The organism is Streptomyces anthophorae, from assembly GCF_049310305.1.
Lineage (GTDB): Bacteria > Actinomycetota > Actinomycetes > Streptomycetales > Streptomycetaceae > Streptomyces.
On record NZ_JBLWQQ010000001.1, the window covers coordinates 1,612,780 to 1,637,322 of the forward strand.

At 70.1% G+C, this 24,543-nt stretch carries 19 protein-coding genes and 5 pseudogenes; 16 read left to right on the top strand and 8 right to left on the bottom strand.

All coding sequences use genetic code 11. The features are described from left to right. Positions 1-136 precede the first annotated feature (136 nt). Genes ACNYS0_RS07260 through ACNYS0_RS07280 form a run of 5 tightly spaced genes read left to right on the top strand, consistent with a single transcriptional unit; the run spans position 137 to position 6,161 of the window. Complete coding sequence (locus ACNYS0_RS07260) at positions 137-1,483, top strand: MFS transporter (protein ID WP_422471853.1); 1,347 nt, start codon at positions 137-139, stop codon at positions 1,481-1,483. After that, on the top strand, positions 1,480-2,256 hold the full coding sequence (locus ACNYS0_RS07265) for an aspartate/glutamate racemase family protein (RefSeq protein WP_422471854.1): 777 nt from the start codon (positions 1,480-1,482) through the stop codon (positions 2,254-2,256). Before ACNYS0_RS07260 ends, ACNYS0_RS07265 begins: the two co-directional genes overlap by 4 nt. Before the next feature lie 37 nt (positions 2,257-2,293). After that, complete coding sequence (locus ACNYS0_RS07270) at positions 2,294-3,571, top strand: hypothetical protein (protein ID WP_422471855.1); 1,278 nt, start codon at positions 2,294-2,296, stop codon at positions 3,569-3,571. After that, positions 3,568-4,656 (top strand): DUF917 domain-containing protein, encoded by a 1,089-nt coding sequence (locus ACNYS0_RS07275; RefSeq protein WP_422471856.1) that lies wholly within the window; start codon positions 3,568-3,570, stop codon positions 4,654-4,656. The genes ACNYS0_RS07270 and ACNYS0_RS07275 overlap by 4 nt, the downstream gene beginning before the upstream one ends. Further along, positions 4,653-6,161 (top strand): PucR family transcriptional regulator, encoded by a 1,509-nt coding sequence (locus ACNYS0_RS07280; protein ID WP_422471857.1) that lies wholly within the window; start codon positions 4,653-4,655, stop codon positions 6,159-6,161. Before ACNYS0_RS07275 ends, ACNYS0_RS07280 begins: the two co-directional genes overlap by 4 nt. A gap of 26 nt (positions 6,162-6,187) precedes the next feature. Here the strand turns inward: ACNYS0_RS07280 and ACNYS0_RS07285 are convergent, their stop codons facing one another. From ACNYS0_RS07285 to ACNYS0_RS07295, 3 genes are all read right to left on the bottom strand, one after another. Next, positions 6,188-7,879 carry a hydantoinase B/oxoprolinase family protein gene (locus ACNYS0_RS07285; protein WP_422471858.1) on the bottom strand — a complete coding sequence of 564 codons (1,692 nt, stop codon included), beginning with the start codon at positions 7,877-7,879 and terminating at the stop codon, positions 6,188-6,190. A 6-nt stretch (positions 7,880-7,885) separates the two neighbouring features. Next, a complete protein-coding gene (locus ACNYS0_RS07290; protein WP_422471859.1) occupies positions 7,886-9,928 on the bottom strand; it encodes a hydantoinase/oxoprolinase family protein in 2,043 nt (680 codons plus the stop codon). 132 nt (positions 9,929-10,060) lie between these two features. Then, complete coding sequence (locus ACNYS0_RS07295) at positions 10,061-10,462, bottom strand: nuclear transport factor 2 family protein (protein ID WP_422471860.1); 402 nt, start codon at positions 10,460-10,462, stop codon at positions 10,061-10,063. A gap of 391 nt (positions 10,463-10,853) precedes the next feature. Here ACNYS0_RS07295 and ACNYS0_RS07300 point away from each other — a divergent pair, with 391 nt between their 5' ends. Next, positions 10,854-11,348: a hypothetical protein gene (locus ACNYS0_RS07300; RefSeq protein WP_422471861.1), complete on the top strand. Its 495-nt coding sequence runs from the start codon at positions 10,854-10,856 to the stop codon at positions 11,346-11,348. A gap of 741 nt (positions 11,349-12,089) precedes the next feature. Here the strand turns inward: ACNYS0_RS07300 and ACNYS0_RS07305 are convergent. Next, a complete protein-coding gene (locus ACNYS0_RS07305; protein ID WP_422471862.1) occupies positions 12,090-12,560 on the bottom strand; it encodes a DIP1984 family protein in 471 nt (156 codons plus the stop codon). A 565-nt stretch (positions 12,561-13,125) separates the two neighbouring features. Here ACNYS0_RS07305 and ACNYS0_RS07310 point away from each other — a divergent pair. Beyond that, a pseudogene (locus tag ACNYS0_RS07310) lies at positions 13,126-13,347 on the top strand (hypothetical protein); the annotation flags it as partial. Between the two features lie 114 nt (positions 13,348-13,461). Here ACNYS0_RS07310 and ACNYS0_RS07315 read toward each other — a convergent pair. After that, entirely contained in the window at positions 13,462-14,655 is a 1,194-nt protein-coding gene (locus ACNYS0_RS07315) for a DUF418 domain-containing protein (RefSeq protein WP_422482486.1), read from the bottom strand. Positions 14,656-14,757: 102 nt separating this feature from the next. Continuing rightward, positions 14,758-14,943 (bottom strand): annotated as a pseudogene (locus ACNYS0_RS07320) (response regulator transcription factor); the annotation flags it as partial. Between the two features lie 371 nt (positions 14,944-15,314). Here ACNYS0_RS07320 and ACNYS0_RS07325 point away from each other — a divergent pair. Both ACNYS0_RS07325 and ACNYS0_RS07330 read left to right on the top strand, forming a co-directional pair. Continuing rightward, positions 15,315-15,749 carry an N-terminal phage integrase SAM-like domain-containing protein gene (locus ACNYS0_RS07325; protein ID WP_422471863.1) on the top strand — a complete coding sequence of 145 codons (435 nt, stop codon included), beginning with the start codon at positions 15,315-15,317 and terminating at the stop codon, positions 15,747-15,749. Between the two features lie 183 nt (positions 15,750-15,932). After that, positions 15,933-17,042, top strand: a complete 1,110-nt coding sequence (locus ACNYS0_RS07330; protein WP_422471864.1) for an NAD(P)/FAD-dependent oxidoreductase — start codon at positions 15,933-15,935, stop codon at positions 17,040-17,042. A gap of 61 nt (positions 17,043-17,103) precedes the next feature. Here the strand turns inward: ACNYS0_RS07330 and ACNYS0_RS07335 are convergent, their stop codons facing one another. After that, a complete protein-coding gene (locus ACNYS0_RS07335; RefSeq protein WP_422482488.1) occupies positions 17,104-18,030 on the bottom strand; it encodes an IS5 family transposase in 927 nt (308 codons plus the stop codon). A 275-nt stretch (positions 18,031-18,305) separates the two neighbouring features. Here ACNYS0_RS07335 and ACNYS0_RS07340 point away from each other — a divergent pair. Then, positions 18,306-18,889, top strand: a pseudogene (locus ACNYS0_RS07340) (IS5 family transposase); the annotation flags it as partial. Between the two features lie 36 nt (positions 18,890-18,925). On the opposite strand, the pseudogene ACNYS0_RS07345 reads toward ACNYS0_RS07340, so the two are convergent. Then, positions 18,926-19,519, bottom strand: a pseudogene (locus ACNYS0_RS07345) (DUF3885 domain-containing protein). A 461-nt stretch (positions 19,520-19,980) separates the two neighbouring features. Here ACNYS0_RS07345 and ACNYS0_RS07350 point away from each other — a divergent pair. From ACNYS0_RS07350 to ACNYS0_RS07375, 6 genes and pseudogenes are all read left to right on the top strand, one after another. Further along, positions 19,981-21,393 (top strand): annotated as a pseudogene (locus tag ACNYS0_RS07350) (alkaline phosphatase family protein); the annotation flags it as partial. A 135-nt stretch (positions 21,394-21,528) separates the two neighbouring features. Further along, on the top strand, positions 21,529-22,464 hold the full coding sequence (locus ACNYS0_RS07355; RefSeq protein ID WP_422482490.1) for a YVTN family beta-propeller repeat protein: 936 nt from the start codon (positions 21,529-21,531) through the stop codon (positions 22,462-22,464). A 291-nt stretch (positions 22,465-22,755) separates the two neighbouring features. After that, positions 22,756-22,914 carry a hypothetical protein gene (locus tag ACNYS0_RS07360; RefSeq protein WP_422471865.1) on the top strand — a complete coding sequence of 53 codons (159 nt, stop codon included), beginning with the start codon at positions 22,756-22,758 and terminating at the stop codon, positions 22,912-22,914. A 385-nt stretch (positions 22,915-23,299) separates the two neighbouring features. Then, positions 23,300-23,782 carry a hypothetical protein gene (locus ACNYS0_RS07365; protein ID WP_422471866.1) on the top strand — a complete coding sequence of 161 codons (483 nt, stop codon included), beginning with the start codon at positions 23,300-23,302 and terminating at the stop codon, positions 23,780-23,782. An 82-nt stretch (positions 23,783-23,864) separates the two neighbouring features. Further along, positions 23,865-24,194 carry a hypothetical protein gene (locus ACNYS0_RS07370; protein WP_422471867.1) on the top strand — a complete coding sequence of 110 codons (330 nt, stop codon included), beginning with the start codon at positions 23,865-23,867 and terminating at the stop codon, positions 24,192-24,194. 22 nt (positions 24,195-24,216) lie between these two features. Next, positions 24,217-24,525 carry a pore-forming ESAT-6 family protein gene (locus ACNYS0_RS07375; RefSeq protein WP_422471868.1) on the top strand — a complete coding sequence of 103 codons (309 nt, stop codon included), beginning with the start codon at positions 24,217-24,219 and terminating at the stop codon, positions 24,523-24,525. Positions 24,526-24,543 lie beyond the last annotated feature (18 nt).

Below are 24,543 nucleotides of genomic sequence, written 5' to 3' on the forward strand. Positions count from 1 at the left end.
CGCCTCCAATTCACGCTCGGAGGGCGCCGAGCACACTTCGCACGGCGGGCGTTGGTCACGGGGCACAGTCACGCCGCCGGAGCGCTCCCTAGAGTCCCCCACTCATCCGCGCCGTCCCCTCTTGGAGAGGTGTTCGATGAGCACCCGCGACCCGGTCCGCCCCCATCCCTGCGCACCCGCCGGCACCGATGCCCTACCGGTCGGCGCCGTGTTCGCCGACATGTCCCTGACCTCCGCCCACATCAAGGCGGGGGCGACCTTGTTGGCCGCCCTCGCCATCGAGTCGTGGGAGATGCTCTCCCTCACCTATGTCACGGGGGATCTCCAGCACGACCTGCGCATCAATGCCGCCCAACTGGGCCTGGTGATCTCGGCGTTGTTCCTCGGCATGATCCCCGGCGCGCTCGCCTGGGGCCCGCTCGCCGACCGGATCGGACGCCGCCGCACGTGTCTGTGGAGCTTCGCCGCCTACGGCGTGTTCGCCGTGCTCAGCTCCCTTGCGCCGGACTTCGGGCTGCTGATGGCCGCACGCGTCCTGTCGGGCTTCGCCTTCGCCGGCGTCTTCACCATCACATTCCCGTACTTCGAGGAGTTGCTGCCGGTCAGGAGCCGCGGCCGGGCGGCGGTGTTCCTCGCCGCGGGCTGGCCGGTCGGAACGCTCGCGGCCGTCGGGGTCGCCGCGCTGTTCGGCGGGCACGGCTGGCGCACGGTGGTCCTCGTCGGCGCCGCGGCGAGCCTGTGGGCGCTGGCGATCCGCCGCTGGGTCCCCGAGTCGCCGTACTGGCTGGCCCAGCAGGGCCGTGTCGACGAGGCGTACGACGTGCTGGCCCGACTGGGCGCCACCGGCCTGGACCGCACCCGCCCGCTCACCGTCCCCGGCCCTGCGGCGGGCTCGCTGCGCGCGCCGTTCATGGGCTCGCTCGCCCGTGTGACGATCTTGCAGGTGGCCGTCAACTTCCTCTTCTCGTGGGGCTATTGGGGGCTTCAGACCTGGCTCCCCACGCTGTTGCGGGAGCGTGGGCTCTCCGCCTCGTCGAGCCTGGGCTTCGTCGCGATCAGCGCCGTCTTCATGGTCCCCGGCTATGTCAGCGCCGCGTGGCTCACCGGCCGGTTCGGGCGCAAGAAGGTCTTTGTCTGCTACGTCCTCGCCGCGGCCGCGGCCGGCTTCTTCTTCGCCGACGCGCACACCCTGACCGGGCTGTACGCGGGCATGTTCGGGCTGTCCTTCTTCAGCCTCGGCGCCTGGGGCGTCTGGGACGCGTGGGTCGGCGAGCTGTACCCGTCGCCGGTCCGCGGCATGGGCTACAGCCTCGGCATCGTCGGCCAGCGCCTCGCCAACACGGCCGCCCCGAGCCTGATCGGCCTGCTGCTCGCCCACTCCACCGGCTTCACCTCGACGGTGATCTTCATCGATCTGTTCCTGGTGGCCACGGCGCTGCTGGGACTGGCTCTTCCGGAAACCGAAGGAAAGGAACTGCAGTGACCAAAATCCTGTGGGTCAACCCGGTGTGCTCCGACGCCTACGACGAGGCACTCGCCCGGTCCTTCCGCGACGCGGTGCAGCCGGGCACGACCGTGGACGTGGTGTCGTTCGGCGGCGAAGGGCCGCGCCACCTCGAGTACAGCTGCTACGAGGCGCTGGTGGCGCCCCAGCTGCTCGGTACGGTGCGGTGGGCCGAGGAGTCCGGCTACGACGCGCTCGTCGTCGGCTGCTTCTACGACCCGTTCCTGCGGGCCGCCCGCGAGGTCGCCTCCCGGATGGTCGTCACCGCACCGGCCGAGGCCTGCATGGCGGTGTCCGCCTCGCTGGGCGAGAAGTTCTCCGTTCTGGTGGGCCGCCGCAAGTGGATCCCGGAGATGACCGAGAACGTGCACAAGCGCGGCATGGCCGACCGGCTGGCGTCCTTCCGCGTGCTCGGCATGGGCGTCGCGGACTTCCAGGCCGACCCCGCGCTCACCGAGCGCCGCATCCTCGAGGAGGCGCACGCGGCGGTGGCCGACGACGGGGCGGACGTCGTGGTCCTGGGCTGCACCATCGAGTTCGGCTTCTTCCGCCAGGTGCAGGAGAAGGTGGGCGTCCCGGTCGTCGACGCGACCGTCGCACCCCTGAAGTACGCCGAGTTCCTCGCCGGCCTGAACACGCGCTTCGGCTGGAGCCACAGCAAGCGGACCGGCTTCGAGGGTCCCCCCGTCACGGATCTGCAACGGCTCATTCCGGCCATCGCACCCCTGCGGGTAGTGTCCGCACTGGGCTGACGTGCGGGAACGGTCGAAGTCTGCGGGAAGAGGGGCCTTGCGCATAGGGGTACGACTGACAGGCCGTGCGGCGCGGGCGGTGCTCGCCGACGGCGGCCGCGTCCACGCCCTTCGCACGACGGCGGGCGGCCGGGTGCCCGGCACGCTGCTGCGCGAACTCGCCGCGCAGGCCCCGCATCCCGTTCGCTCGGTGACCTTTGAGGTCAGCGCTCTCCTGGCCGACGCGGCCTGCGGCACGGGCACCGGTTCCGCCGGGACCCCGGTGTCCGTCCTGCGCGTGCTGCCGCGTACGTCGCGCCATGCGGCGTCGGCCGACCACCCGTCGGCGATGATGCGCTCGTTCGTCGCGCATCGTGCGGCCGTCTCGGGCGGGCACGATCTGTTCGGCACCGCGCTCGCTCCGCTGGACGTGCCGGGGGCGGTCGCGGCGGCCCGTGCGGCCCACCGCTCGGGGCTGCGGGCGATGGCGGTGGTCGCGACCGGTGCCGTGGGCGCTCCCGGGCACGAGAGCGCGGTCGCCCGGGCCGTCCTGGACGCCGTGCCGGAGCTGCGGCTCAGCCTGTCGCACGAAGTCGGCGGCGTGGGACTGTTGTTGCGCGAGAGCGCGGCCGTGCTCAACGCGGCGATACTGTCCGCCGCGGGTGACCTGGTCGACCGCTGCCAGAGTGCCGTGCGCCGGCTCGGCGACGTCCCCTGCTGGTTCGCCACCGCCGACGGCGGTCGGATCTCGGCGGAGCGGCTGCGGGCGCTGCCGGTGCTCGGGCTCGACGCGGCCGCCGCCATGGCCCTGCTCGGGGCGGCCGCCCGGTGCGGCCGCGACACCGGGAGGGTGGTCGTCGACGACGGGCGGACCTGCACCATCGGCGAGCTGCGCGGCGGCCTGCCGCATGTCGCGGCCGACCTGCACAGCGCCCTGGGTGTGCGTCTCGCCGCGCCCCGCCCGGTCGTCGACGTCGTCCCCACCGAGGACTTCCGGACGGCCCCGGCGTGGTGGCTGCGCGGTGCGCCGCAGGACGTGCCGGTGATCGACGCCGAGGAGCGGGAGGACCAGGAGGACCGGCCCGATCCGGCGGCGCTCGGTGCGGCGCTGTGCGAGCCGACGGCGTGGGTCGACCTCGTCGTGCACGCCGAGTCCGCCGACGAACTGGCCCGTCAGCGCCGGGCCGTCGAGGAGCGGGCCCTGCGGATGGTGGTCACCGGCGAGGCACCGCCGGGCTCGGAACGGATCGTCGAGTCCCACGCGACCGCGCTCGCCTACATGCGCGCAGGCACGTACCGGTTGCGGGCACGGGCCACGACAGGAGCACAGGCGTGAACGAACTGACCGCCGACGACCTGCCCGCGCTCACCGCGGGCGCTGACCTGCTGTCGTCCGGAGCCGGCCACGCGGACCTGGACGGGGTGCTGCACTGGCTGTCGGGTCTGCTCACCGAGAACGGTCCGGTGCCGCTGCCGGCGCCGTCCGAGCTCCCGCCCGACACCCGGTGCGCCGTCGTCGGGATCGTCGGATCGATCACCGCCCTGGCCGAGTTGCCGATGGTCGGCGACGAGCCCCGGCGGGCGATCGACGCGTTGCAGGCCCGGCTCGGCACGACCATCGGTGCCGTGGCCGCCCTCGACGTGGCCTCCGGGAACGCGCTCACGCCCGTGGCCGCGGCCGCGTCGCTGGGGCTGCCGCTGGTGGACTGTGACGGCATGGGCCGCGCCTTCCCCCTCGTCCACCAGACGACGTACGGGCTTGCCGGGGTCGGGCTCACACCGCTGGCCGCCGTCGGTGCGACGGGCGACACCCTGGTCCTGGACGCGCCGCCGGACCGCGCCGAGCGACTGTTGCGAGCGGCGCTCGACGTCGCGGGCGGCTGGCTGCTGACGGTGACCTACCCGACCACGGCGGCCCGCCTGGCCGAGACCGGGATCGCCGGGTCCATCAGCCGGGCGATCGCCGTGGGCAGGACGCTCATCGAGGGCGCGCCCCACGGCGATCTCGCGACGCGCCTGCGCTCCGTTCTCGCCGGCTGCCGCGTTCTCGGCACGGGCCGGGTCGTCGAGTCGGAGCACCGCACCCGCCCGGCCGACATCGGTCACCCGGCGTACCCGTCGAGCATCGTCGTACGGACACAGGCGCAACCGGTGCGCACCATCCGGCTGGAGGCGCAGAACGAGTTCCTGCTCGCGCTGGTCGACGGCGCGGTCGCGGCGGCCGTCCCGGACAGCATCTGTCTCCTCGACCCGCACGACGGCCGCGTCCTCGACGTGGAGAGCGTCGCGGTGGGCGCCGAGGTGCACATCCTCGTCGTGCCCGCCGCCGACGTGTGGCACACCCCGCGGGGCCTCGACCTGGTCGGGCCGCGGTCGTTCGGCTTCGCCGTCCGTCACCCACGGGAGGAGTCCCGCCGATGAGCACCACCGGCCGTCTCCCGGACGTCCTCACCGTCGCGGAACTCGTGCACCACGGACCGCTGGCACGGCACACCATGCTGGGGACCGCTGCCCTGGACGTCCCGGTGCGCCATGTCACCCTCGTCACCGATCTCGACCAGACGCGCGGGTGCAGGCCGGGCACGGCGCTCGTCCTGCACACGGCGGCCGCGCAGGGCGGCTGGGCGCTGGAGTCCGCGCTGCGCACCGCGTGGGAGCGCGGCGCGGCCTGTGTGCTCGCCCCCCGCGACACCGGCGTCGGCCGGTCCACGGTCGATCTGGCGGACCGCCTGAACGTGCCGCTGTTCGCCCTCGCCGACGACCCCGCCCGGCACGCCCTCGACCTGGCCGCCGCGGTCGCCGCGCCCGGCGCCGCCCGCGGCCAGCTCGCCGCCCGCTGCGCCACCGCGATCGGCGAACAGACCAGCCTGCGCGGCATCGTCGGGGTGATCAACGCCGAACTGCCGGGCACAGCTGTGGCGTTGATGGCCGAGGACGGCCGGGTGCTGACCGGCCGGGCCGCCGCCGTCGGCGGCCAGGTGGACGTCGCGGTGCCGGGCGTCGACGGGAAGCCGTGGGCCCGCCTGGTCGCGCGGCTTTCCGCGGAGGCGACGGAGCAGGAGACGGTCACGACGGTCCTGCGGCTCGCGCGCGCACCGCTGGCGGCGAGCGCGGCGAAGGCGCTCCTGGCGACGGCGCGGCGCTCCGCCCGCGAGCGGCTGCTCCTGGAGACGCTGACGAGCGGCGTGCCGGATGTGGACACGCGGCGGGCCGCGGCCGAACTCGGCTGGGACTTCGACGCGTCGAACACCGTCGTGTTCCTGCGCCCCGCGGCCGGTGCGCCGTCCGTCGACCCGGACACGGCGACCGCGGGGACGACCGCCGGCTGGTACGAGGCCTTCGGGCAGCGGCCGTTGATCCCCTACGGCGGCGGCTGGGTCGGCTGGTGGAACGGGCCGAAGGACACCGCGAGCCGGGTCGCGGCCCTGATCCGTGCCCGCCTGCCCAGGATCCGGTCCGCCCTGCCGTTGAGCGCGGGCGTCGGCGAGCCGGGCCGCGGCGTCGAGGGGCTGCGGCGTTCCCTGCACGAGGCGCAGCTGGCGGCCGCGGTGGCCGCCCGTTCGGGGGCCGGCGACGTGGAGCGGTACGGCGTGCTGGGTCCGCGTGTGGTGCTGGCCGGGCTGCCGAACGAGGAGTTGGCGCCCGCCGCACGGACGGCCCTCGCGGCCCTGCTGAGTGCCGCCGACGGCGACACCCTCGTACGCACACTGTGCGCCGTCCTGGACTGCGGCGGCTCCACCGGTCAGGCCGCGGCGCGCCTGGGGGTGCACCGCAACACCGTGTCCGGCCGGCTCGAACGCGTCCGGGCCAAGGGGATCACGTACGACGACCCGGATCTCCGGTTCGCGCTCCATGTGGCCTGCTTCGTCCTGCTGGGTGAGCCGGCGGTGGTGCCGCCCGACGAGTCGCCGGGCGGCACCACCTGACCTGTACGGCCGACCTGTACGGATGGTCAGCCGGTCGCGTAGACCGTGCCCGCCGCCGCCTCGGTGACATGCCCGTCGAGGACGTCGGCGCGCACCGCCTCGGGGGCGCGCTCCCCCGGCTCGCCGAAGCCGCCGCCGCCTCCGGTGCTGCACCGTACGACGTCGCCCTTGCGCAGCTTCAGGCCGTTGCACTTGAGCAGGTGGCGTTCGTCCTCGCGCCCGGGGTTGATGACGATCTCGGGTGGGGTGGCGTCCCGGCCGCCGAACAGGCCCCAGGCGGGCGTGGTCGAGCGCTCGAACCAGAGGGACACCGTGCAGTCGGCCAGCGCCTCGTACTCGCGGGTCACACCGTTGCCGCCGCGCCAGCGCCCCGCGCCGCCGGAGTCGGGCCGGAAGCCGTACTCGTTGATCCGGAACGGGAAGCGGGTCTCGAAGACCTCGACGGGGATGTCCTTCAGCGATCCGTTGACATTGTTGATGAGCGCGCTCTCGCCGTCGGAGCCCTCCCACGCGCCCCAGCCGCCCAGCGTCGCCTCCAGGCTGACGTAGTCGCGGGAGGTGCGCGGGTCGCGCCCCGCGAGCAGCACGATCATCGAGTCGCCGTGGCTGGCGCCCGCCACCTTGTCCGGCAGGGCCGGCGCGAGCGCCTTCGCCACCAGGTCGATGAGCAGGCCGAGGTGGGAGAAGTACCACTGGCAGGCGGCCGGGGCCACCGCTCCGAACACCGACCCCTCGCGCACCTTGACGTCCATCGGCCGGAACGAGCCGCCGTTGCCGGGGACGTCGGGGCTGATCAGCAGCTTGTAGCCGACCCGGCAGGCCGAGACGGTCTGCGACGTACCGCAGTTGACCGGCCCGAGCGTCTGGTCGGCGGACTCGGTGACGTCGAAGACGATGTCCTCGCCGGACACCGTGATCTTCAGCTTCACCGGGATCGGCGTGTCCAGGTCGAATCCGTCGTTGTCCAGGCAGCCCTCGGCGCGGTAGACGCCGTCGGGGATGTCGCGGACGACGGCGCGCTCCAGGCGCTCGGTCTGCGCGAAGATCTCGTCGCGGGCCGCGCGCAGCGTGTCGACGCCCCAGCGACGGACGATCTCCTCCAGCCGCTGCTGGCCCATCGTGATGCAGGAGATCATGCCGTGCATGTCGCCGAGCGTCGGGTACGGGAAGCGGACGTTGGTGGCGATGGTGTCGACGACCTGGCGGACCTCCACACCGCCCTCGACGAGCTTCTGCGGGCCGAGCCGCAGCCCCTCCTGAAAGATCGACGTGGAGTCCATCGAGCCGCCGGGGTCCTTGGACCCCATGTCGATCCAGTGCGCCCGTGAGGCGGTGAAGCCGACGAGTTCGTCGTCGACGAAGACGGGGCCGAAGATGGTGACGTCGTTGAGGTGGGTGCCGCCGAGGTAGCTGTCGTTGAGGATCCACACGTCGCCCGGCTGCCACACCTCGCGGCCGAACCGCTCCTCGGTGGCCTTGGTGCAGGTCTCCAGGTTCCCCAGGAAGATCGGCAGGCCGGCGGACTGACCGAGCACCTGGTGCTGGTCGTCGAGGAGGGCGACGACGCAGTCACCGCACTCGTAGATGATCGGCGTGTACGCGGACCGGATGAGGATCGCGTTCATGTCGTCGGCGGAGGACTTCAGGGCGTTGCGGATGATCTCGACGACGACGGGGTCGATGGTGCCGGCGCTGTCGCTGGTGTTGTGGCTGGTCATGTCTGCTCACTGCTCCTTGCTGCGCACGACGAGGGAACCGGTCTCGTCGGCCGTGACCTGGTGTCCGGGCGGGACCACGGTGGTGGCGGTGGACTCCACGACGATCGCCGGGCCCGCGAAGGTGTGTCCGGGCAGCAGGTCGTCGCGCCGCACGAACAGCGTTTCTTGTTCGGTGCGGTCGAAGACGACGCCCCTGACCTGGTGTGCGAACTCCGGCTGCGCCGCGGGCGCGATGCGTTCGGTCTCGGCCCGGCCCAGGTCGCCGAACGCGGTGGTGCGCAGCGTGACGAACTCGATGGGCGCGCCGAGGTTCGCGTGGCCGTAGCGGGACTCGTGCTGGGCGGCGAAGCGCCGGGCGATCACGTCGAGGAAGTCCTCGCGCAGCGGCTCGTCCGCGCTCTCCACGGGCACCGTCAGCGTGTACTCCTGCTCGACGTAGCGCACGTCGACGGCGTGGACGGCGCGGCGGCGCTCCTCGGGAACGCCCTCGCCGGACAGGGCCGCGATGGCGGTGCGGTGCAGGTCCGCGTACTGGGCGGCCATGTCGGTGCGGTCGAGGTCGGCGTCGACGAAGAAGTACGGCTCGGAGAAGTCCTTGCGGATCTCGGTCTGCAGCATGCCCCACGCGGAGAACGCGCCGGGGAAGCGCGGCACGACGACGTCGGAGATCCCCAACTCCTCGGCCAGGAACACGGCGTGCATCGGCCCCGCGCCGCCGAAGGCGACGAGCGCGAACTCGCTCGGTTCGATGCCGCGCGAGACCGTGATGGTGCGGATCGCCTGCGCCATCTTGGCGTTGGCGACGCTGCAGATGCCCTCCGCGGCCTGGACGACGTCCAGGCCCAGTCGCTCGCCGAGCGCGGCGACCGCCTTCTTGGCGCGCTCCAGGTCGAGGTCGATCTGCCCACCGGCGAACCAGTCGGGGTCGACCCGGCCGAGCACCAGGTTGGCGTCGGTGACGGTCGGCTGCTCGCCGCCGCGTCCGTAGCAGGCGGGGCCGGGGTCGGCGCCCGCCGACTGCGGTCCGACGCGCAGGCCGCCGGCCTCGACCCAGGCGACGGAGCCGCCGCCCGCGCCGATGGTGTGGATGTCGACCACACTCATCAGCATCGGCAGGCCTTCCAGGGTGGCCTCGGGAGACACCACCGGCTCACCGTCCACCACCAGGGACACGTCGAACGACGTGCCGCCCATGTCGACGCAGATGAGGTTGGGCCGGCCGAGCGCCTTGGCCAGGGCCGCGCCGCCCGCCGTCCCGCCGACGGGCCCGGACAGCAGCGTCTGCAGCGGCCGCTGCCGCGCCGACTCGGCGGACAGGATGCCGCCCGAGGACTGCATGACGTGCAGCGGAACGGTCAACCCCTGCTCGTCCAGGCTCTGTTCGAGTCGGCTCAGATAGCGGCGCACCACCGGCCCCGTGTAGGCCTCGACGACGGCCGACGAGGTGCGCTCGTACTCGCGCCACTCCTTGGCCGCCTCGTGCGACAGCGAGATGGTGACGTCGTCGCCGAGCTCCTCGCGCAGGATCTCCCGGGTGCGCAGTTCGTGGGCCGCGTTCTTGTAGCTGAAGAGGTAGCCGACGGCGACCGCGCCGAACCCCTCGTTCCTGACCCGCTCGGCCGCGGCCCGCACGGCCGCCTCGTCGAGCGGCGCCAACTCGGTGCCGTCCGCGGCGAACCGGCCGCCGACCGGCACGATGTCCCGCAGCGGCAGCAGCGGTTCGGGCTTGCGGAAGTGCAGGTCGTACAGGCGCGTGCGGGGGCCGCGCGCGATGTGGTAGACGTCCTCGGACCCGGCGCTGGCCAGCAGCAGCACCTTGACCCCGCGGCGCTCGAGCAGCGCGTTGAGGCCCTGGGTGGTCCCGTGGACCATGAACGAGATGTCGCCGGGCGAGCGCACGAGGGACCCGAGGGCGGCGAGCACGCCCTCCGTGAGGTCCTTCGGCGTCGTCGAGGCCTTTCCGGCGTGGAAGGCACCGCCTTCTTCGTCGTAGGCGACGACGTCGGTGAACGTGCCCCCGATATCCATGGAGACGCGGTATCGGCCCATCAGTGGGCTCCTCTCAGCACGATGTGGGCGGCACGTTAGGCCGCAGGCGGACGGCGCCCCTGTGCGGCGGGCACAGAGGGCGTCGAAGTGGCTGTGCCCGGTGCACCCTTGAGGCCCCGGGCACCGCTCCGGTCAGCCGAGGTCGCGGCCCCGCGCGGCGTCCAGCACGGCGGCAAGCGCCCCGCCGTCGTAGTAGAGGAAGGCCTGCGTGATGCGCCCGCCTTGCACCGTGACGACGGAGCAGCCGTGCACGTCCAGGGCCGCGTCCTGGGGCGCGGCGGGCGTGCCGCGCATCCGCCACCGGGCCACCGCCCGCTCACCGTTCGCGACGACGTCGACGATCTCGCGGCGGTAGTCGGGGTATCGGCGCAGCAGTTCGTCGTTGGCGGCGCGGTCGTCCTCGGCGGAGGACAGCGCAGGGCGCCCGTTCACCCGGACGTCGAGGTCCGGCGCGAGCAACGTGGCCGCGGCATCGGGATCGTGGGCGTTCTCGGCGTCGTTGTACGCGCGGAAGACGTGTGCGGCGTCGGTCATGGCGGCCTCCTGGCGGGGCGTCGGGCATCGGGCGTCGGGCATCGGGCTTCCGGGCGACGCTATGCAGGCCAACGGCACACGTCCTGTGCACCGGGCACAGCCGAGGAGCGGCGGAACGTGTTCCGCGAACGACCGCGAGATTCGCCGCCCAGCGGGGCACCGACGGGCAGCCGACTCATGCTCCGTCAACTGAGCCGGCATGCAGGCGCGTTCGCCCTCCAGGTTGGTGACGGTCACGTGGACGAGGCGAAGCAGCACGAAGGCTCACCTCAGTTGCCGATATACGGGCTGAGCAGCGATGATTTTTCGAGCCCCACAGCCCGGAAGAAGTAGCATCGTCGCCGACGTGGCGAGGTGAAGGTCGTCGCTTGCTGACAAGGCGGTGTGAAGCGTGGAACAGAAGAAGCCCTGGACGATCCAGTGGCATATCGCCGCAGATGGAACGGTGATCAAGCAGCGGTCCCGGGGCAGCGCGGAGCACGAGCAGCTGTTCCAGCAGTTTGCGACGACGCGGACGCCGAAGATCGAGCAGCTCGACGCCATGGAGGAGGAGCTGCAGCGTGCCAGCTCCTCCGGCGAGCGAAGGTCCAGGGTCCTCCTCTACCTGGCCTACGTGGCCCTCGCAGGGCTCGTGACCGGGATCGTGTCGACCTGGGCCGGCATCGACGCCGGGTTCTTGACGCTGGGGTCGCTCGCCGTCGTCGTTCTCCTCGGGCTCAGCACGGGCGTCATCATGCGGGCATCGATCAGTCGCCATCAGCGCGCCCACCGGCAGGCCGGGTTCGAATCGCCGAACGGCGTCACACTCGCCGCTCGCGAGGCCCGCATGATGATCAGCGATCCAGGTGCCGTCTCCGGCAGGGAGTTCGCCGCCGTCCGAGCTTGAAGGCCGACGTGGCGGTGGCCGTGGTCAGTAAGAGGCGCGCCGCTGACGACCTGAAGCTCACCGCGAGCGGTCGACCAACGATCTCGAACTCATCGGCCGAGAACGACTGCGGGTCGTGCCCTTCCCACTCGGAGATGGGCGGTTCAGCCAGCGAGGCAGCGGCCAGAGCCTTGCTTTCGGGCTCCTGCAACTCGACTTGCCGGATCCCCCCGCATGTGGGGGCTCATGGAGATGGAGCACGTCCGTACAGCAGGCGAAGCGGAACTCCTGCTCGGTCCTGAAGTCGGTGCGCCCACCGGCCGCAAGTAGCCGTAAGAGCCACCACTGACAGCAGGGTTGAGCCGAGCGAGCCGCAGGACTGACCCGGGCCGCCTGTCGTGAGGCACGAACACAGGATGAACCCCGGCCATGCCGCTCGAAGCAGGCGCTCACGCACGCCCAGCACCCGGGAGGCCTCCAGAACGCTGGGCAAGTCCCTTGCTGCGTGGCGGCTCGCCGGGTCTGCTGTGATGTGGGGAGCCCCGAGCCCACCCTCACCGTCTCGGATCTGCACGTGGTGATGTGCTGTGCGCGGTGCACTGTCACCTGTACGCGGTGCTGAGCTGCACTGTTTCGTGGGGAGTCGAACCCCCGCGTTGCTCTTCACGCGCCAGGAGTGGGCCGGAAAGCCGCCGGCCCTCGGTGTGTGCACGCCTCCGACACGGCTACCTGCTCCACATCGTCATGACCTCCGTGGACCGTCTAGTCCAGCAGATCGACCTCCCAGTTCGCGCGCTGGATACGCACGTCGATCTCACGGATCTCGCGCGCGAGGTCATCGGACTGCGCGCGCAGTTCGGCGACCGAGAGCGCGGAGAGCATCACCAGCTCGGAGCGCAGCTGCCGGCCGTAACCCCGGTTGCCCGATCCCACGGCCGAGTCCGCCGCCTTGGTGATCACCGAGTGGCGCAGGCGCAGCACGTCCCGGCGGGCGAGCGCGTCGGTGAGCGTGCCGTCCTCGCCGATCCGCACGGTGGCATTGGTGCGGTTGATCCGCCGGATCAGCAGTTCGAGGCGGTCCAGTACTTCGCCGACCTCGGTCAGCAGCCGCGGCGCGTCCTCCGCGGGCGTCTCGCCTTCCTGATAGCGCGCATTGTCGACGATGCGTGCGCGCAACTGCTCGACGCGACGTGTCGCATCCGCCCGCTCCGCCAGTGCCTCGGCCAGTTTCATTGGCTCCACCCCCGCTCGTTGTTGGTCCGGCCGACTCTACGGACGTGCGCCCTGCGAGACCACGGAATAATCGGCGCGCGACCCGATGCGCTGAGCAGGCAGAACGATCCCTGCGCAGGAATCGCACCCAGGCGTGACCGCTTGTCGTCCCGCTCGCGGATCCGTCGTTCTGCACACTCCAGGACGCGGGTCTGCATGCCGTCGAGCGCCCCACGGCGGCGGGAGAACGTCGCCGTCCGCCACCCCTTCGCAGAACGGAACGGAACACCCTAACGCTGGTGGGGAAGCCCCTTCTTGACCTGCACCTCAGCAACTGGTCTCCCGTGTCGCGGTGCGGGCACTGAGCCTGTTGGGATCGTGAACCTTGGCGGAACCGTCGACCTCCTCGGGCCGGTCGCGTGACTGAGGCGGAAGGCCGCCATCGTGTGAGTGGCGGTGTGCTGCTCGGCATGGACGACGCTCCGTCGGTGATGCCCGGTCTGAGCAGTGCTGGCGTGCAGGCGGATGGTCAACTGGCAGGCGGGCGGACCCTGCTGGACTGGAGCAGGCACGCGGCACTGAGGGCATCACTGCCGGCCCGGCACCATCGTGGACTCGACCACCGGGAACCACTGAGCGGCCGACCCGCTCTCCGGCCAGACCTGGGCCATGCTGTGCCCCTGCCAGCTGCCGCTGCTCCCGAAGGCCCAACGACCGCTCGGACTTCGGACACGTGGTGTTGGCGGGCTCCGATTACGCGGACGGCTGGTCCGGGCTCATCGACGGCGCGCTCGAATCGGGGATACGAGCAGCCCAGACGGCCCACACCGACCTACTGTCGCCGCCCCGCCGCACGTCAGCCGCCGCCATGAGGGTGGTTCCTATGGTCGTCAGGATCTTGGGCGACAGGTGTCGTGTGTGTTCAATTCGCCGTGACAGGCGGGGACTTGATCCGATCCGGCCTGCCGTAGGTGACACGCCGCACGAGTACCTCGAAGGGGCCGCGCCGCCCCAGCCGCTGCATCCGGGAGGCGAGCAGCACGGTCGCGCACCAGGTGGCGGTAGCAAGCAGCGCTGTGGTGGTGACGGTCAGGGTGCCGGAGAGGTCAAGGAGGAAAGGCGTGAACACCACGGCCCAGACCACCGATTGGGCGAGGTAGCAGGTCATTGAGCGCTGACCGGTGGCGGCGACGGCACTCACCACCCGTCCCCGTTGGGCGCCGATCCGCGCCACGACCAGAGCCACCAGCGCCGCGTAACCGAACCCGCCGAGTACACCCGTCGCATCGTGCAGCGGGCCGATCCAGTCCAGGGTCTGCGGGCCGGGGATGGCGACGAAACCGGAGGCGATCAGCGCGGCAGGCTGGGCGCCGAGCGCCGCTGTCCCGATTCCGGCAGCGGCAGTGATCCGCAGGAGCGTCCGGTACTGCTCGGGCCGCTCCAGGATCCGGCGGCGGCCCGCCCACAGACCGACCGCGAGCGGACACAGGAACCCGATCGGCCCAAGGAGTGCCACGAAGGGGGCCACAGCGAGGCGGCTCGTGATCATCGTGCCTACGTCCGGGGGCAACATCGACACGTGCGGCGGATCACTGCTCACGGCCGACGAATCGTCGTTCGGCAGCGCAAGGAGTACGAAGAACAGCACGGCGGTGAGCACCAGCCAGCGGTCCTTCCAGCGCACCATCCACGCCGCGGCGAACAGCAGCACACCGTAAGCGGCCAGGATGTCGCCGACGTACAGCAGGAGCGCGTGCAGGGAACCGACGACCACGAGGGCCAGGCTGCGGCGCCACAGCAGGCGTCGGACGTCGCGTGGCCGCGGCCAGGATGCCACCTGCCGTCGCACGACCTGAGCCAGCCCGTAACCGAAGAGCAGGCCGAACATCGGGAACGCCCGGCCGTCTACGAACGTCGAGATCGTCCAGGCGGTCGTCGAGTCGAGCACGGATCCCCCCTGTGGGAAGCCTCCGATGACCTTCGAACCCTGAAGGAAGTAATGGGAGTTGGCGAAGGCGATGAACAGCAGCATGAAGCCGCGCGCCAGGTCGGGCGCGAGGGCCCGACCTGCCAGGTCCGTCGGTCCGGAGCGGTCCGGCATCGTGTCTGAATCCATGTCCGTCGTCATGGCTTCAGACAACGGCGTGCCCTGTCCACACCACATCGGCCGAAGGTCGAGAGCGTACCGACTTTGGTCTACGAGTCCCCGGCGTCCCCCGTCCAGCACGCCCGCGTCATACGTGAGCAACACTGTCTGGACACGGTCGAAGGCCCAACTTGGTCAGGGACGGCACACGTGGGCCTTCACTGTAGCCACGCTCATGTACAGCTCGGCTGCGGTGTCCGCGTGGGACTTGCCCTGGCCGACCGCGACGGCCACCTCGCGCTCGCGGTCGGCTAGCGCGGGCGCCGGCGGCACAGTGGTCACGTTCGGAGGCGGCGACGTGTGTCACGGAACGACCCCGCCAGGTCAACGGATACCGCGGACAAAGAGCCGCGGGACGGCCGCGATGGCCGAGACGATGCCGCCGTAAAGCATCTGCGCGTCGTCGTTCTCGCCACCTCCCGGGCGCCGACCGCCGGAACCGACCAGCGCGGGTTGCCGACAGCGCGCTGGCAGTAGCCGATCTCGTAGGTCACTTCACGAAACAGTTCCCGCAGACTCAGCCCCTGGGACCTGATCTCTCCAGCACCCATACCGCCCCCCCCCCGGCGGCCACAATCTCACCGTGCACCGCTCCGGGTCCCCTACCCACCCAGGACGAGGTGTGCACGGTGGTGCACCGCTATCTCGCCGGCCGCAGCATCGGCATCAGCGCCGACCCCAACCAGACCCTCGAGGACTACCTGGCCGAATGGCTCGCCGCGAAGAAGCTGCGACTCAAGCCCACCGCCTGGATCCGCTACCGCGACTACAGCCGCAACGACCTCATCCCCGCCCTCGGCTCGATCCGCCTCGACGACCTCGCCTACGAACACCTGCTGCGCTTCACCCAAGCCCAACTCGCGGCCGGACGCGGCCAGCAGACGGTATGGCACATCCTCGCCTCACCCTCCAGCGCCCTCGGCGAGGCCGTGCGCACCCACCGACACCGCCCCTCACCGTCGCCCGTCCCACCATCCTTCGTCCACGACCAGGCACAACGAGCGGGCGTCGCACCGGACCAGGTGGAGGCCGCTTTGTTCGCCTCCGGCAAGCAGCCGGGCTGACACGCCGACCACGAGGCATCATCGGTCAGCACGGCATACAGGGCCCAGCACGAGAACTCAGTGCCTGGGTCAGAACCGGTGAACCGTGACGTCTCGTGACTGGTGGGCTGTGGTGCGCTCATACATGCTGGATAGGGGAGTTCACTCTGATCTGGGAAGGGGGCGTTCGTGAGGATCGGGTCCGTGAATCGACCTGCACGTGTTGCTGTCATCGGTGTGGGCATCCTCGGAGCCAGCGTGGGCTGGAACCTGTCCAGGCAAGGTGCCAAGGTGGTCTTCATCGATGCAGGCCAACCGGGCGAAGGTGTCACCAACTGGTCTTTCTCGTGGGCCAATGCCAGCAACAAGACCGCACGCAAGTCCTACTTCGACCTGAACGTCGCAGGCATGGCGGCATACCGCGAGCTGGCCAGGACCATCGGGCCGGATTCGTGGTGGTATCCCAGCGGTCACCTGCGCTGGGCCGACGAGCCCGCAGCGGAAGCGAAGCTTCTGAAAACAGCCGGACTACTGGGCAGCTGGGGCTATCGGGCCGAGGTGTATACGGGAGCTCAGGTGCGCCGCGGCCTCGAACCTGCTCTCACGATTCCCGCCGAGGTTCCAGTCGTGTACTACCCCGACGAAGCCTGGGTGCACGGACGTCATCTCGTCGGCCGCCTGGTCGGCCAGGCCGTTGCATCCGGCGCCGAGCTCCGGACCGGCACCACGGTCTGTGGCATCGGCACCGGTGCCGACGGGGGGATCCGGACAGTTGCTCTTTCCGATCGGAGCCGTCTCGACGTCGACATGGTCGTGAACGCGGCAGGCCCCAGAGCCTCCCGCGTCGCCGAGTTCGTCGCGCGGCACCTGCCGATGCGCCGAGAACCGGGCGTCATCACCCGGATCGGCTGTACTCAGGTCCCGGTTCACCGGGCCATGCACGCACCTCACATCGAGATCCGTCCTGACGGAGACGCTTCGGTGGTCCTCCACAGCCGCGAGATCGACGCACTGATCGACACCGGCGAAGATCCGGCGCAACTCGCACGGCTGCTCCACGAGTCGGCGCGGCATGTCGTTCCCGAATTCGGCAACTCCCGCATCGCACAGACACGGATTGCCCATCGCCCCATCCCCGCCGACGGTTTCCCCTCGGTGGGAGCGGTGCCGTCCGTGCCGGGCTACTACGAGGCCGTTTCCCACAGTGGCATCACGCTCGGGCCCGTGATTGGCCAGCTGCTTGCTTCGGAGATCCTCAGCGGGACGAGAGAGGAGATGCTTGCGGACTTCCGCCCGGAGCGGTTCCCCCTGTGACAGTCCCAAGCGTCACTGCGGCATGCATGTCTGCAAGCAGACGCCGTGTCAGGTCCCGCGGTCATTGCAAGGCGCCAGGAGCCAGGCGAATCATCTGTGGCTGCATCCGGATGCGGATCGGCATGGGTTTGCAAGCTCCTTTCACAGGCTCGGGGAGGTGTGGTGACGTCCGGGGCGGGCGTGGAGGGCGGGTGAGACGGCGCGTCATGAGAGTGATCGTGGTCCAAGTGATGTGGGCTTCGCTGTGAGAGATGAGCCGTTCGTAGTCCCGCACGTTTCTGCGGGCTTGCATGACCCACGAAATGGCCCGCTCCACGCGCCACCGTTTTGCGAGCACCGCGAAGCCGTCCTGGTCCTTGCGGCGGGGCACCGTCTTCAGGGTGAGGCCGAGAAAGGAGCGGGCCCAGTCGGCGAGGGGTCCGCCGTAAGCGGCATCCGCCCAGACGACGGTGATCTCGGGGTGCGTGAGGCGGAGGCGGAAGAGCAGGTCGCGAGCAGGGACGCTGTCGTGCGGGGAGGCTTTGGTGACCATCACGGTCAGGGGCATGCCCCGCATGTCCACGGCCAGATGCCGTTTGCGCCCGTTGATCATTTTATGGCCGTCGAAACCGCGGGTGTCCTGGCCGACTGTCTCGGCCCCCTTGACCGACTGCGAATCGAGGATCACCGCGACGGTGCGGGGGTTGAGGCCGTCATGGACGCGGACCTGCTCGTGCAGCTCGGCATGAATCTGTGCCAGCACGCCGCTGGCCCGCCATCGCTGAAAGAACCCGTAGACAGTCCGCCAGGGGACGCCGAAGTCAACGGGGACGGCTCTCCACTTCACGCCGTTGTCGTTGACGTAGCGAATCGCATCGACGGCATTGCGGCGCGGATGCTTCTCCGGTCGTCCGCCAGCGGGCAGCCGGCAGGCCGGAGTGGGCAACAGGGGTTCGAGGACGGCCCATTCGGCGTCCGTGGTGTCGCTGGGATAGGTGCGTTTGCGCACCCCGGTGGCCGGTGCAGGATCGTTCGTGTGGGTCATGGTCATCGTTCCATGCGGGTGAGGACTTCGAGGGTGGCTTTGACGCCGCCGAGTTGTTCGAGCACCAGGCGTACCCACTCGTCCTTGGGTGCCTTCTTGGCGTGCGGGGCGACGATTCCGGTGATGACGTTGGTGATCCGGTGCAGTTCGGTCTGGAAGATGGCCCGCTCGTAGGCGATCCAGACGTCGCTGTTCTCGGAGAGCTGGAAGCCGTCGAGCCGGTTGCAGGTGACCGGCGGGAGTGGAGCCGGGAACGGGTCTGGGCTCGTTTGTATCGGGTCGTGCTCGACGAACTCGGCGCCCGGGGCGATCTTGACTGGTCGCGGTGCGCCATCGACTCGGTCAGCGTCCGGGCTGCAAAAGGTGGCCCTTGACGGGACCGAATCCGACCGACCGAGGCAAGCTGGGATTGAAGATCCACCTGATCACCGACCGCCAGGGAATCCCGCTGTCCTTGGGTATATCCGGTGCGAACATGCATGACAGCCTGGGCCTGGAACCGCTCGTGCGCAGCATCCCACCCATCCGCTCCCGTCGCGGCCCGCGCCGCCGGAGCCCGGCGAAGCTGCACGCCGACAAGGGCTACGACTACGACCACCTGCGTCGGTGGCTTCGCAGCCGTGGTATCCGCCACCGCATCGCCCGCAAAGGCGTCGAGTCCTCACAACGGCTCGGCCGCCACCGCTGGGTGGTCGAGAGAACCATGTCCTGGCTGGCCGGCTGCCGACGCCTACACCGACGCTACGAGCGCAAGGCCGAACACTTCCTCGCCTTCGTCGGCATAGCGGCCCTCCGCATGTGCCTCCGTCGGCTGGCTACCTGACCCCGGCGACGTGGGCGGGCTGGTGAGCCCGTTACGTCAGAGCCCCAACGGGTGGCTGGAAAGCCAGTCGGCATGCCTATCGCGCATCCGATCCCGTTCCCCGGGCGTAGCGAGGAAGACATCGGCTCCGCCGTCGTAGGGGTGGTAGACGCGTCGCAGCTGGGTGTCGGCGATCAGGACTCCCGCAACCTCGTCGTCCGCGATGTCACGGAGCAGCTCGTCGAGGCAGCCGTATCGCCAGGGCCGGCGGGCGGCGAAGAGGTGGCAGTAGGTACGGAACTGCGGGTCTGGATCGTCCTTCACCAGCAGGGTCTGCCAGTAGACATCGTCTGGCTGGGATGGTGGAACCTCGGCTTCGGTCGCCCAAACCGGGGTGATCACGTAGACATCCCCACCTGCGAACAACTAATCGAGGACAGTGTTGTACCGCTCCAGGACGACGGCGTATTCGCTCTCGTCCTCTGCGTATCGCTTCGACTCCGGCAGGCTGTGGAAGCGCACCCAGAGATCCCGGTACGGGTCGCGGAGCTTGTACCCGACCGGGGGACAGTTGGGCCAGTGCTGCTGCCACAGCTCGGTCAAAGCCGTTTGTACGCCTCCAAACACTTGCCGCACCAGTCCTCTCACCATCGCCCCCCACCGACGACCATGATGCCCGGCACCTCCCCACCAACAGAAACGACGTCTAAGCTCCCGGTCCTCGATCCGAGCCGAGAGCCCGTCCCGCCGAAGCACGAAGCACGAAGCACGAAGCACCTTAAACGGGCCTTCTTCCTGCCCGCGTTCACAGGACCGCCCCGTCAAGTCCGCTACCGGAGCGGCACGTTACGGCGACTCCAGCGGTCCGCATGCACCACGAGGTGACAGCCCCTCAGCCCGTCCGCAAAGAGCCCGCAAAGTCCCCTCACACAACTGCCCCTCGCGGCACATCCGTGTAATGGTCATCCAAGTCACCTCTCGCTCCCACGTCACCGCAGCCGCGTGCCGGAGCCGGTCCGGTCAGGCACCCGCATGCGGCCGAGTAATCAAGAGACCTGCTGTCCGCTCGGGGAAACGCGTCCGCACCGTCGTGCCAGAAAGGTGTCTCATACATGCCCGAGATCACACGTCGTCGACTGCTCGGATCCATGGCCGGCACCGCCGCCGGTGCGCTCATCGCCTCGTACCTGCCGCCCAATCTGCAAGTGGCGGCAGCCGCGACCGCCAAACCCGGATCCCTGCGAGACATCGAGCACGTGGTCATCCTGACACTGGAGAACCGCTCGTTCGACCACTACTTCGGCTCGCTGGCCGGGGCCCGCGGATTCGACGACCCGGACGCGCTGAAGCTCCCGGGCGGCAAGTCCGTGTTCTACCAGCCGGATCCGAAGAACCCGGACGGCTACCTGCTGCCCTGGCACCTGGACACCCACCGCACCAGCGCCCAGGCCATCCCCTCCACCAGCCACGCCTGGTCCGTACAGCACGAGGCCTGGAACAACGGCAAGATGGACAACTGGCTGCCCGCACACCGGCGAGCCGATGGAGACGCGGTCGGGCCGTACACCATGGGCTACTACGAATGGCAGGACATCCCCTTCGACTACGCGCTGGCCCACGCGTTCACCTTGTGCGACGGCTACTTCTGTTCCCTCATGGGCCCCACCTGGCCGAACCGCCTCTACCTCATGTCCGGCACCATCGACCCGGACGGCACGGCGGGCGGCCCGATCATCAACAACACCGTCCCGCAGCCCTACCGCTGGAAGTCCTACCCCGAGCAGCTGGAGGAGGCGGGGGTGAGCTGGCGCGTCTACCAGGACGAGGACGACTACGGCTGCAACCCGCTGGAGTTCTTCCAGACGTTCCAGGACGCCAGACCCGGCTCGCCGCTGCACACGCGCGGCATGCGGATCGGCCCGGCGGATCAGTTCGAGCACGACGTCAAGCGCGGCCGGCTGCCCGCCGTCTCGTGGATCATCCCGACGTCGGAACAGTCCTCCCACCCGGCGTATCTCCCGGCCGCCGCGGCCGACTTCGTGGCGGGCAAGCTCGAGGCGGTCGCATCCGACCCGAACCTGTTCTCCAAGACCGTCTTCATCATCAACTACGACGAGAACGACGGGCTGTTCGACCATGTGCCGCCGCCCACGCCGCCGGCCGGCACCCCGGGCGAGTTCGTGGGCGGGCTGCCCATCGGCGGCGGGTTCCGGGTGCCTTGCACGATCGTGTCACCGTGGACGCGCGGCGGGCACGTGGCGAGCGAGGCGTTCGACCACACGTCCGTCCTGCAGTTCCTGGAGCAGGTCACCGGCGTGCGCGCGGCCAACATCACGGACTGGCGGCGCGAGACGTTCGGCGACCTGACGTCCGCGCTCGGCATGAGGGTGAACAAGCGGTTCCCGCCCATGCCGCCCACGCTGCCATCGTTCTGGCTGGCGGAGTACGAGGCCGGGAACCTGCCCGCGCCGACGCTTCCCGGCACGGACCAGACGCCGCCGCACCAGCAGCAGTCGCCGTCCCCCATGCCCTCTCAGAAGAACCCGGGCCGGCGCCGGGGCGGCGCCCTGCGTGACTCGCCCAGCCGCCTGGACGAGGTGCGCACCAGCGCCCGCGACGACTATCCCGACCACGGCAAGGGCACCAACTTCCCCGGCATCATGGAGGCGGTGTCCAGCCAGAGCCACCTGGACGCCGCGGCGGACACGACCACGCCCGCCGTGTATGTCGCGTCGCTCGGCGGCGGACTCGCGATCCTCGACCGGTCGTCCGGCACCCTGATCGCCGCGGTCAAGGGGTTCACCAACCCGTACGGCATCACGGCCGCCGCGGGCAAGGTGTACGTGGCGAACTCCGGCACGAACACGGTCGCGGTGGTCGACCGGGCCACCAACAAGATCACGAAGAAGATCACCGTGGGCGTGTACCCGCACGGCGCCACCGCCTCGCCGGACAACACCCGCGTATACGTGGCCGACACCGGCCCGGACACCGGCTCCGGCGGCTCGCGGGACATCTCGGTGATCGACGTCGCGACCGACACGGTGACCGCCACGTACCAGGCCGGTGAGGCCCCGTACACGGTCGCGGTGTCTCCCGACGGCGCCCGGCTGTACGTTCCCTGCAGCAACGGTCTGTACGTGCTGGACGCGGCGGAAGGCCGTCGGCTGACCGTCCTGAGCGGGCTGTCCCGCGCCCGAGGCGCCACGCTGAGCCCCGACGGCAAGTCCTGCTACGTCACTCTGCCGATGGACGACCGTGTAGCCGTGGTGGACACCGCAACCGGCAAGGTCACCAAGCGCATCACCACCGGCCGCGCCCCGTGGAACGTGGCTTTCACCGGCGACGGCTCGCACGCGTACGTCACCAACGCCAACGACGACTCCCTGTCGATCATCGACACCTCCCGCCTGGCCGTGACCGGCACCCTGACGGTCGGCCACATACCCACCGGCATCATCGGCGACGGCACCGACATCTGGGTCGCCAACAACACGTCCAGCACGATCATCCGCGTGGACACGACGACCAACACGGTCTCGGCCACCACCCCCTTGGGCTTGAGCAACGAGCCCACTTCCCTGGTGATCGCCTAACGATCACCCGTCCCCGAGCGGGGAGCGACGGTGGCACAACGCCGAACTTCCGCCCTCAGCCGCCGGATCACTGACCTGCGACGGCAACCACTGAGTCTTCCGTTGGTTCTGTGAGGGCAGGGGCTTCGGCGGTGTGAGCATCTTGGGGAGACGGCACGAGTCATGCGTCCGAAGATCACCACAGCCCGCACGGGCGTGCGCACGACCGCGGCGCGAACCGGGTAGCACGACGACCGCGGCGCACTCCGCACCGGCCACCGATGCGGCCGCAGAGATTCGGAGGTGACCGGCATGCGCAGAATTCTCCTTGTCGTCGCAGCCGGAATTCTCGCGGCGTTCGGGCTCAGCGCGCCCACCACCGTGACAGCGGCGCCACCGCTGGAGCTCGGCACAAGTGCGGTGCTCAGCAAGCCTGGTGGCACCGAGGTCAAGGACCAGCTGATCGTCTGATCGACGGATCCGAACACGGCTCGATCCACCTGAGCACCTTCCTGTTCCACGACGAGGACGTCGCCGCGAGCCTCACCGACGCCGCCGAGCGGGGCGTGGGCGTGAAGGGGGCTCGGGGCGCATCGGGAACAAGGGCTCCGCGTACCAGCACAGCAAGTTCGCCCTGTTCTCCAACACCCTGCGGCAGTCCAAGGTCACCTTCATCACGACCGCGAACCTCACGGGCGACGACACCGTGGGCGGCACCGGCTGCTGGAACAGCGCCTGCACGCGGGTCGGCAACGACGGCCTGCGCTGATCCGGATCGACCACTGGTGGCTCGCGAAGACGGACCTCGCCAAGAAGCTCTGAGAGATGGGGCGGACGGGATGCGGGGGGGCAGATCGTGGTCAACCAGATCTCCGAGAAGGCGTGCGACGCGCTGACCAAGAAGGACGGCGGCAGCGCCGACTTCACCCCATCGTCGCTGGAGAAGAACGACGAGGTCACCGCGCGGATCGAGGACAAGACCATCTGTACGAAGCCGACCCCGGCCGTTGCGAGGGCTCCAGCCGATGAGGACGGTTCACTGACGCTTCCGCCTGCGCGGTCCCTCTGTGCTGGTGGGTCGCTTCCCACGCGACCCCGGCTCCGGGGTGCGTGCGGCCGGACGGCGGTAGCAGCTCTGGAGGGCAGGCCCCCTGCCTTCTGCCCTCCAGGGTTCGCCAAGGGCCGCCTGCCGGGCCCTGGTTGGTGGGGCGACGGGCTGCTCGGCAGCTCGGGCATGGCTGGCCTGCTTCCTCTGTCGGCGCGTAAATCCGGCCACTCCGGCGTGGAGACGTTGCGTCCGCAGCTCCCTTTGGGTGAACATGTACGAATTGATTTGTGACTCCCGTGACGCCTGTGGGTGTTGCGGGTGTCGTCCAGGGGACGGCGCAGCAACTGACGCTGGTGGACGGGGAGCGGGGAACATGAAGTTCGACATGGGGTCGACGACTCTGTCGACGCTGGCCAAGAGCACGAGCGGGTCGAGTGACGATCTGGGTGCACTCATTCAGCAGTTGATCGCCGCGGCGCAGCCGTTGGAGGGGAAGTTCAACGGTGAGGGCAAGGCGATGTTCGATGCGTTCAAGGCGAACGCGGACGACATCACGGCCGCGCTGAACGGTTCGCTGTCCTCGATCCTGGGCGGGCAGTCCGGGATGGACACCGCGTTCGGGACGGGTGACCAGGAGCAGTCCGACAACGCGCAGCAGAACATGGGCGCCGCGAACTTCGACGCGGCCCGCTTCAGCGGCTGAGACACACGGGGGATTGACGATCATGGCGACGCAGGACCGACGTTCGTACGACACCGGCGCCTCCGCCGAGGTGCAGGGCAGCCTGCACGGCATCATCGGCCGCCTGGAGACCGTCCTCGGCGACCGCGACCGTGCCGTGAAGACGGCGATGGCCGACTACCAGGCCGACGGGGTCTCGGACGAGTACCACGGCAAGGAAGTCCGCTGGAACCGGGCCGCGAACGAGGTGCGCGACATCATCCAGCTGGTCCGCACGACGCTGGAGAAGAACGACGCCACGGCCCAGTCCACCCTCGCCAGGGCGCGCGCGGCCGTGAACAACATCGGCTGACGCACGCCGAGTTACGTG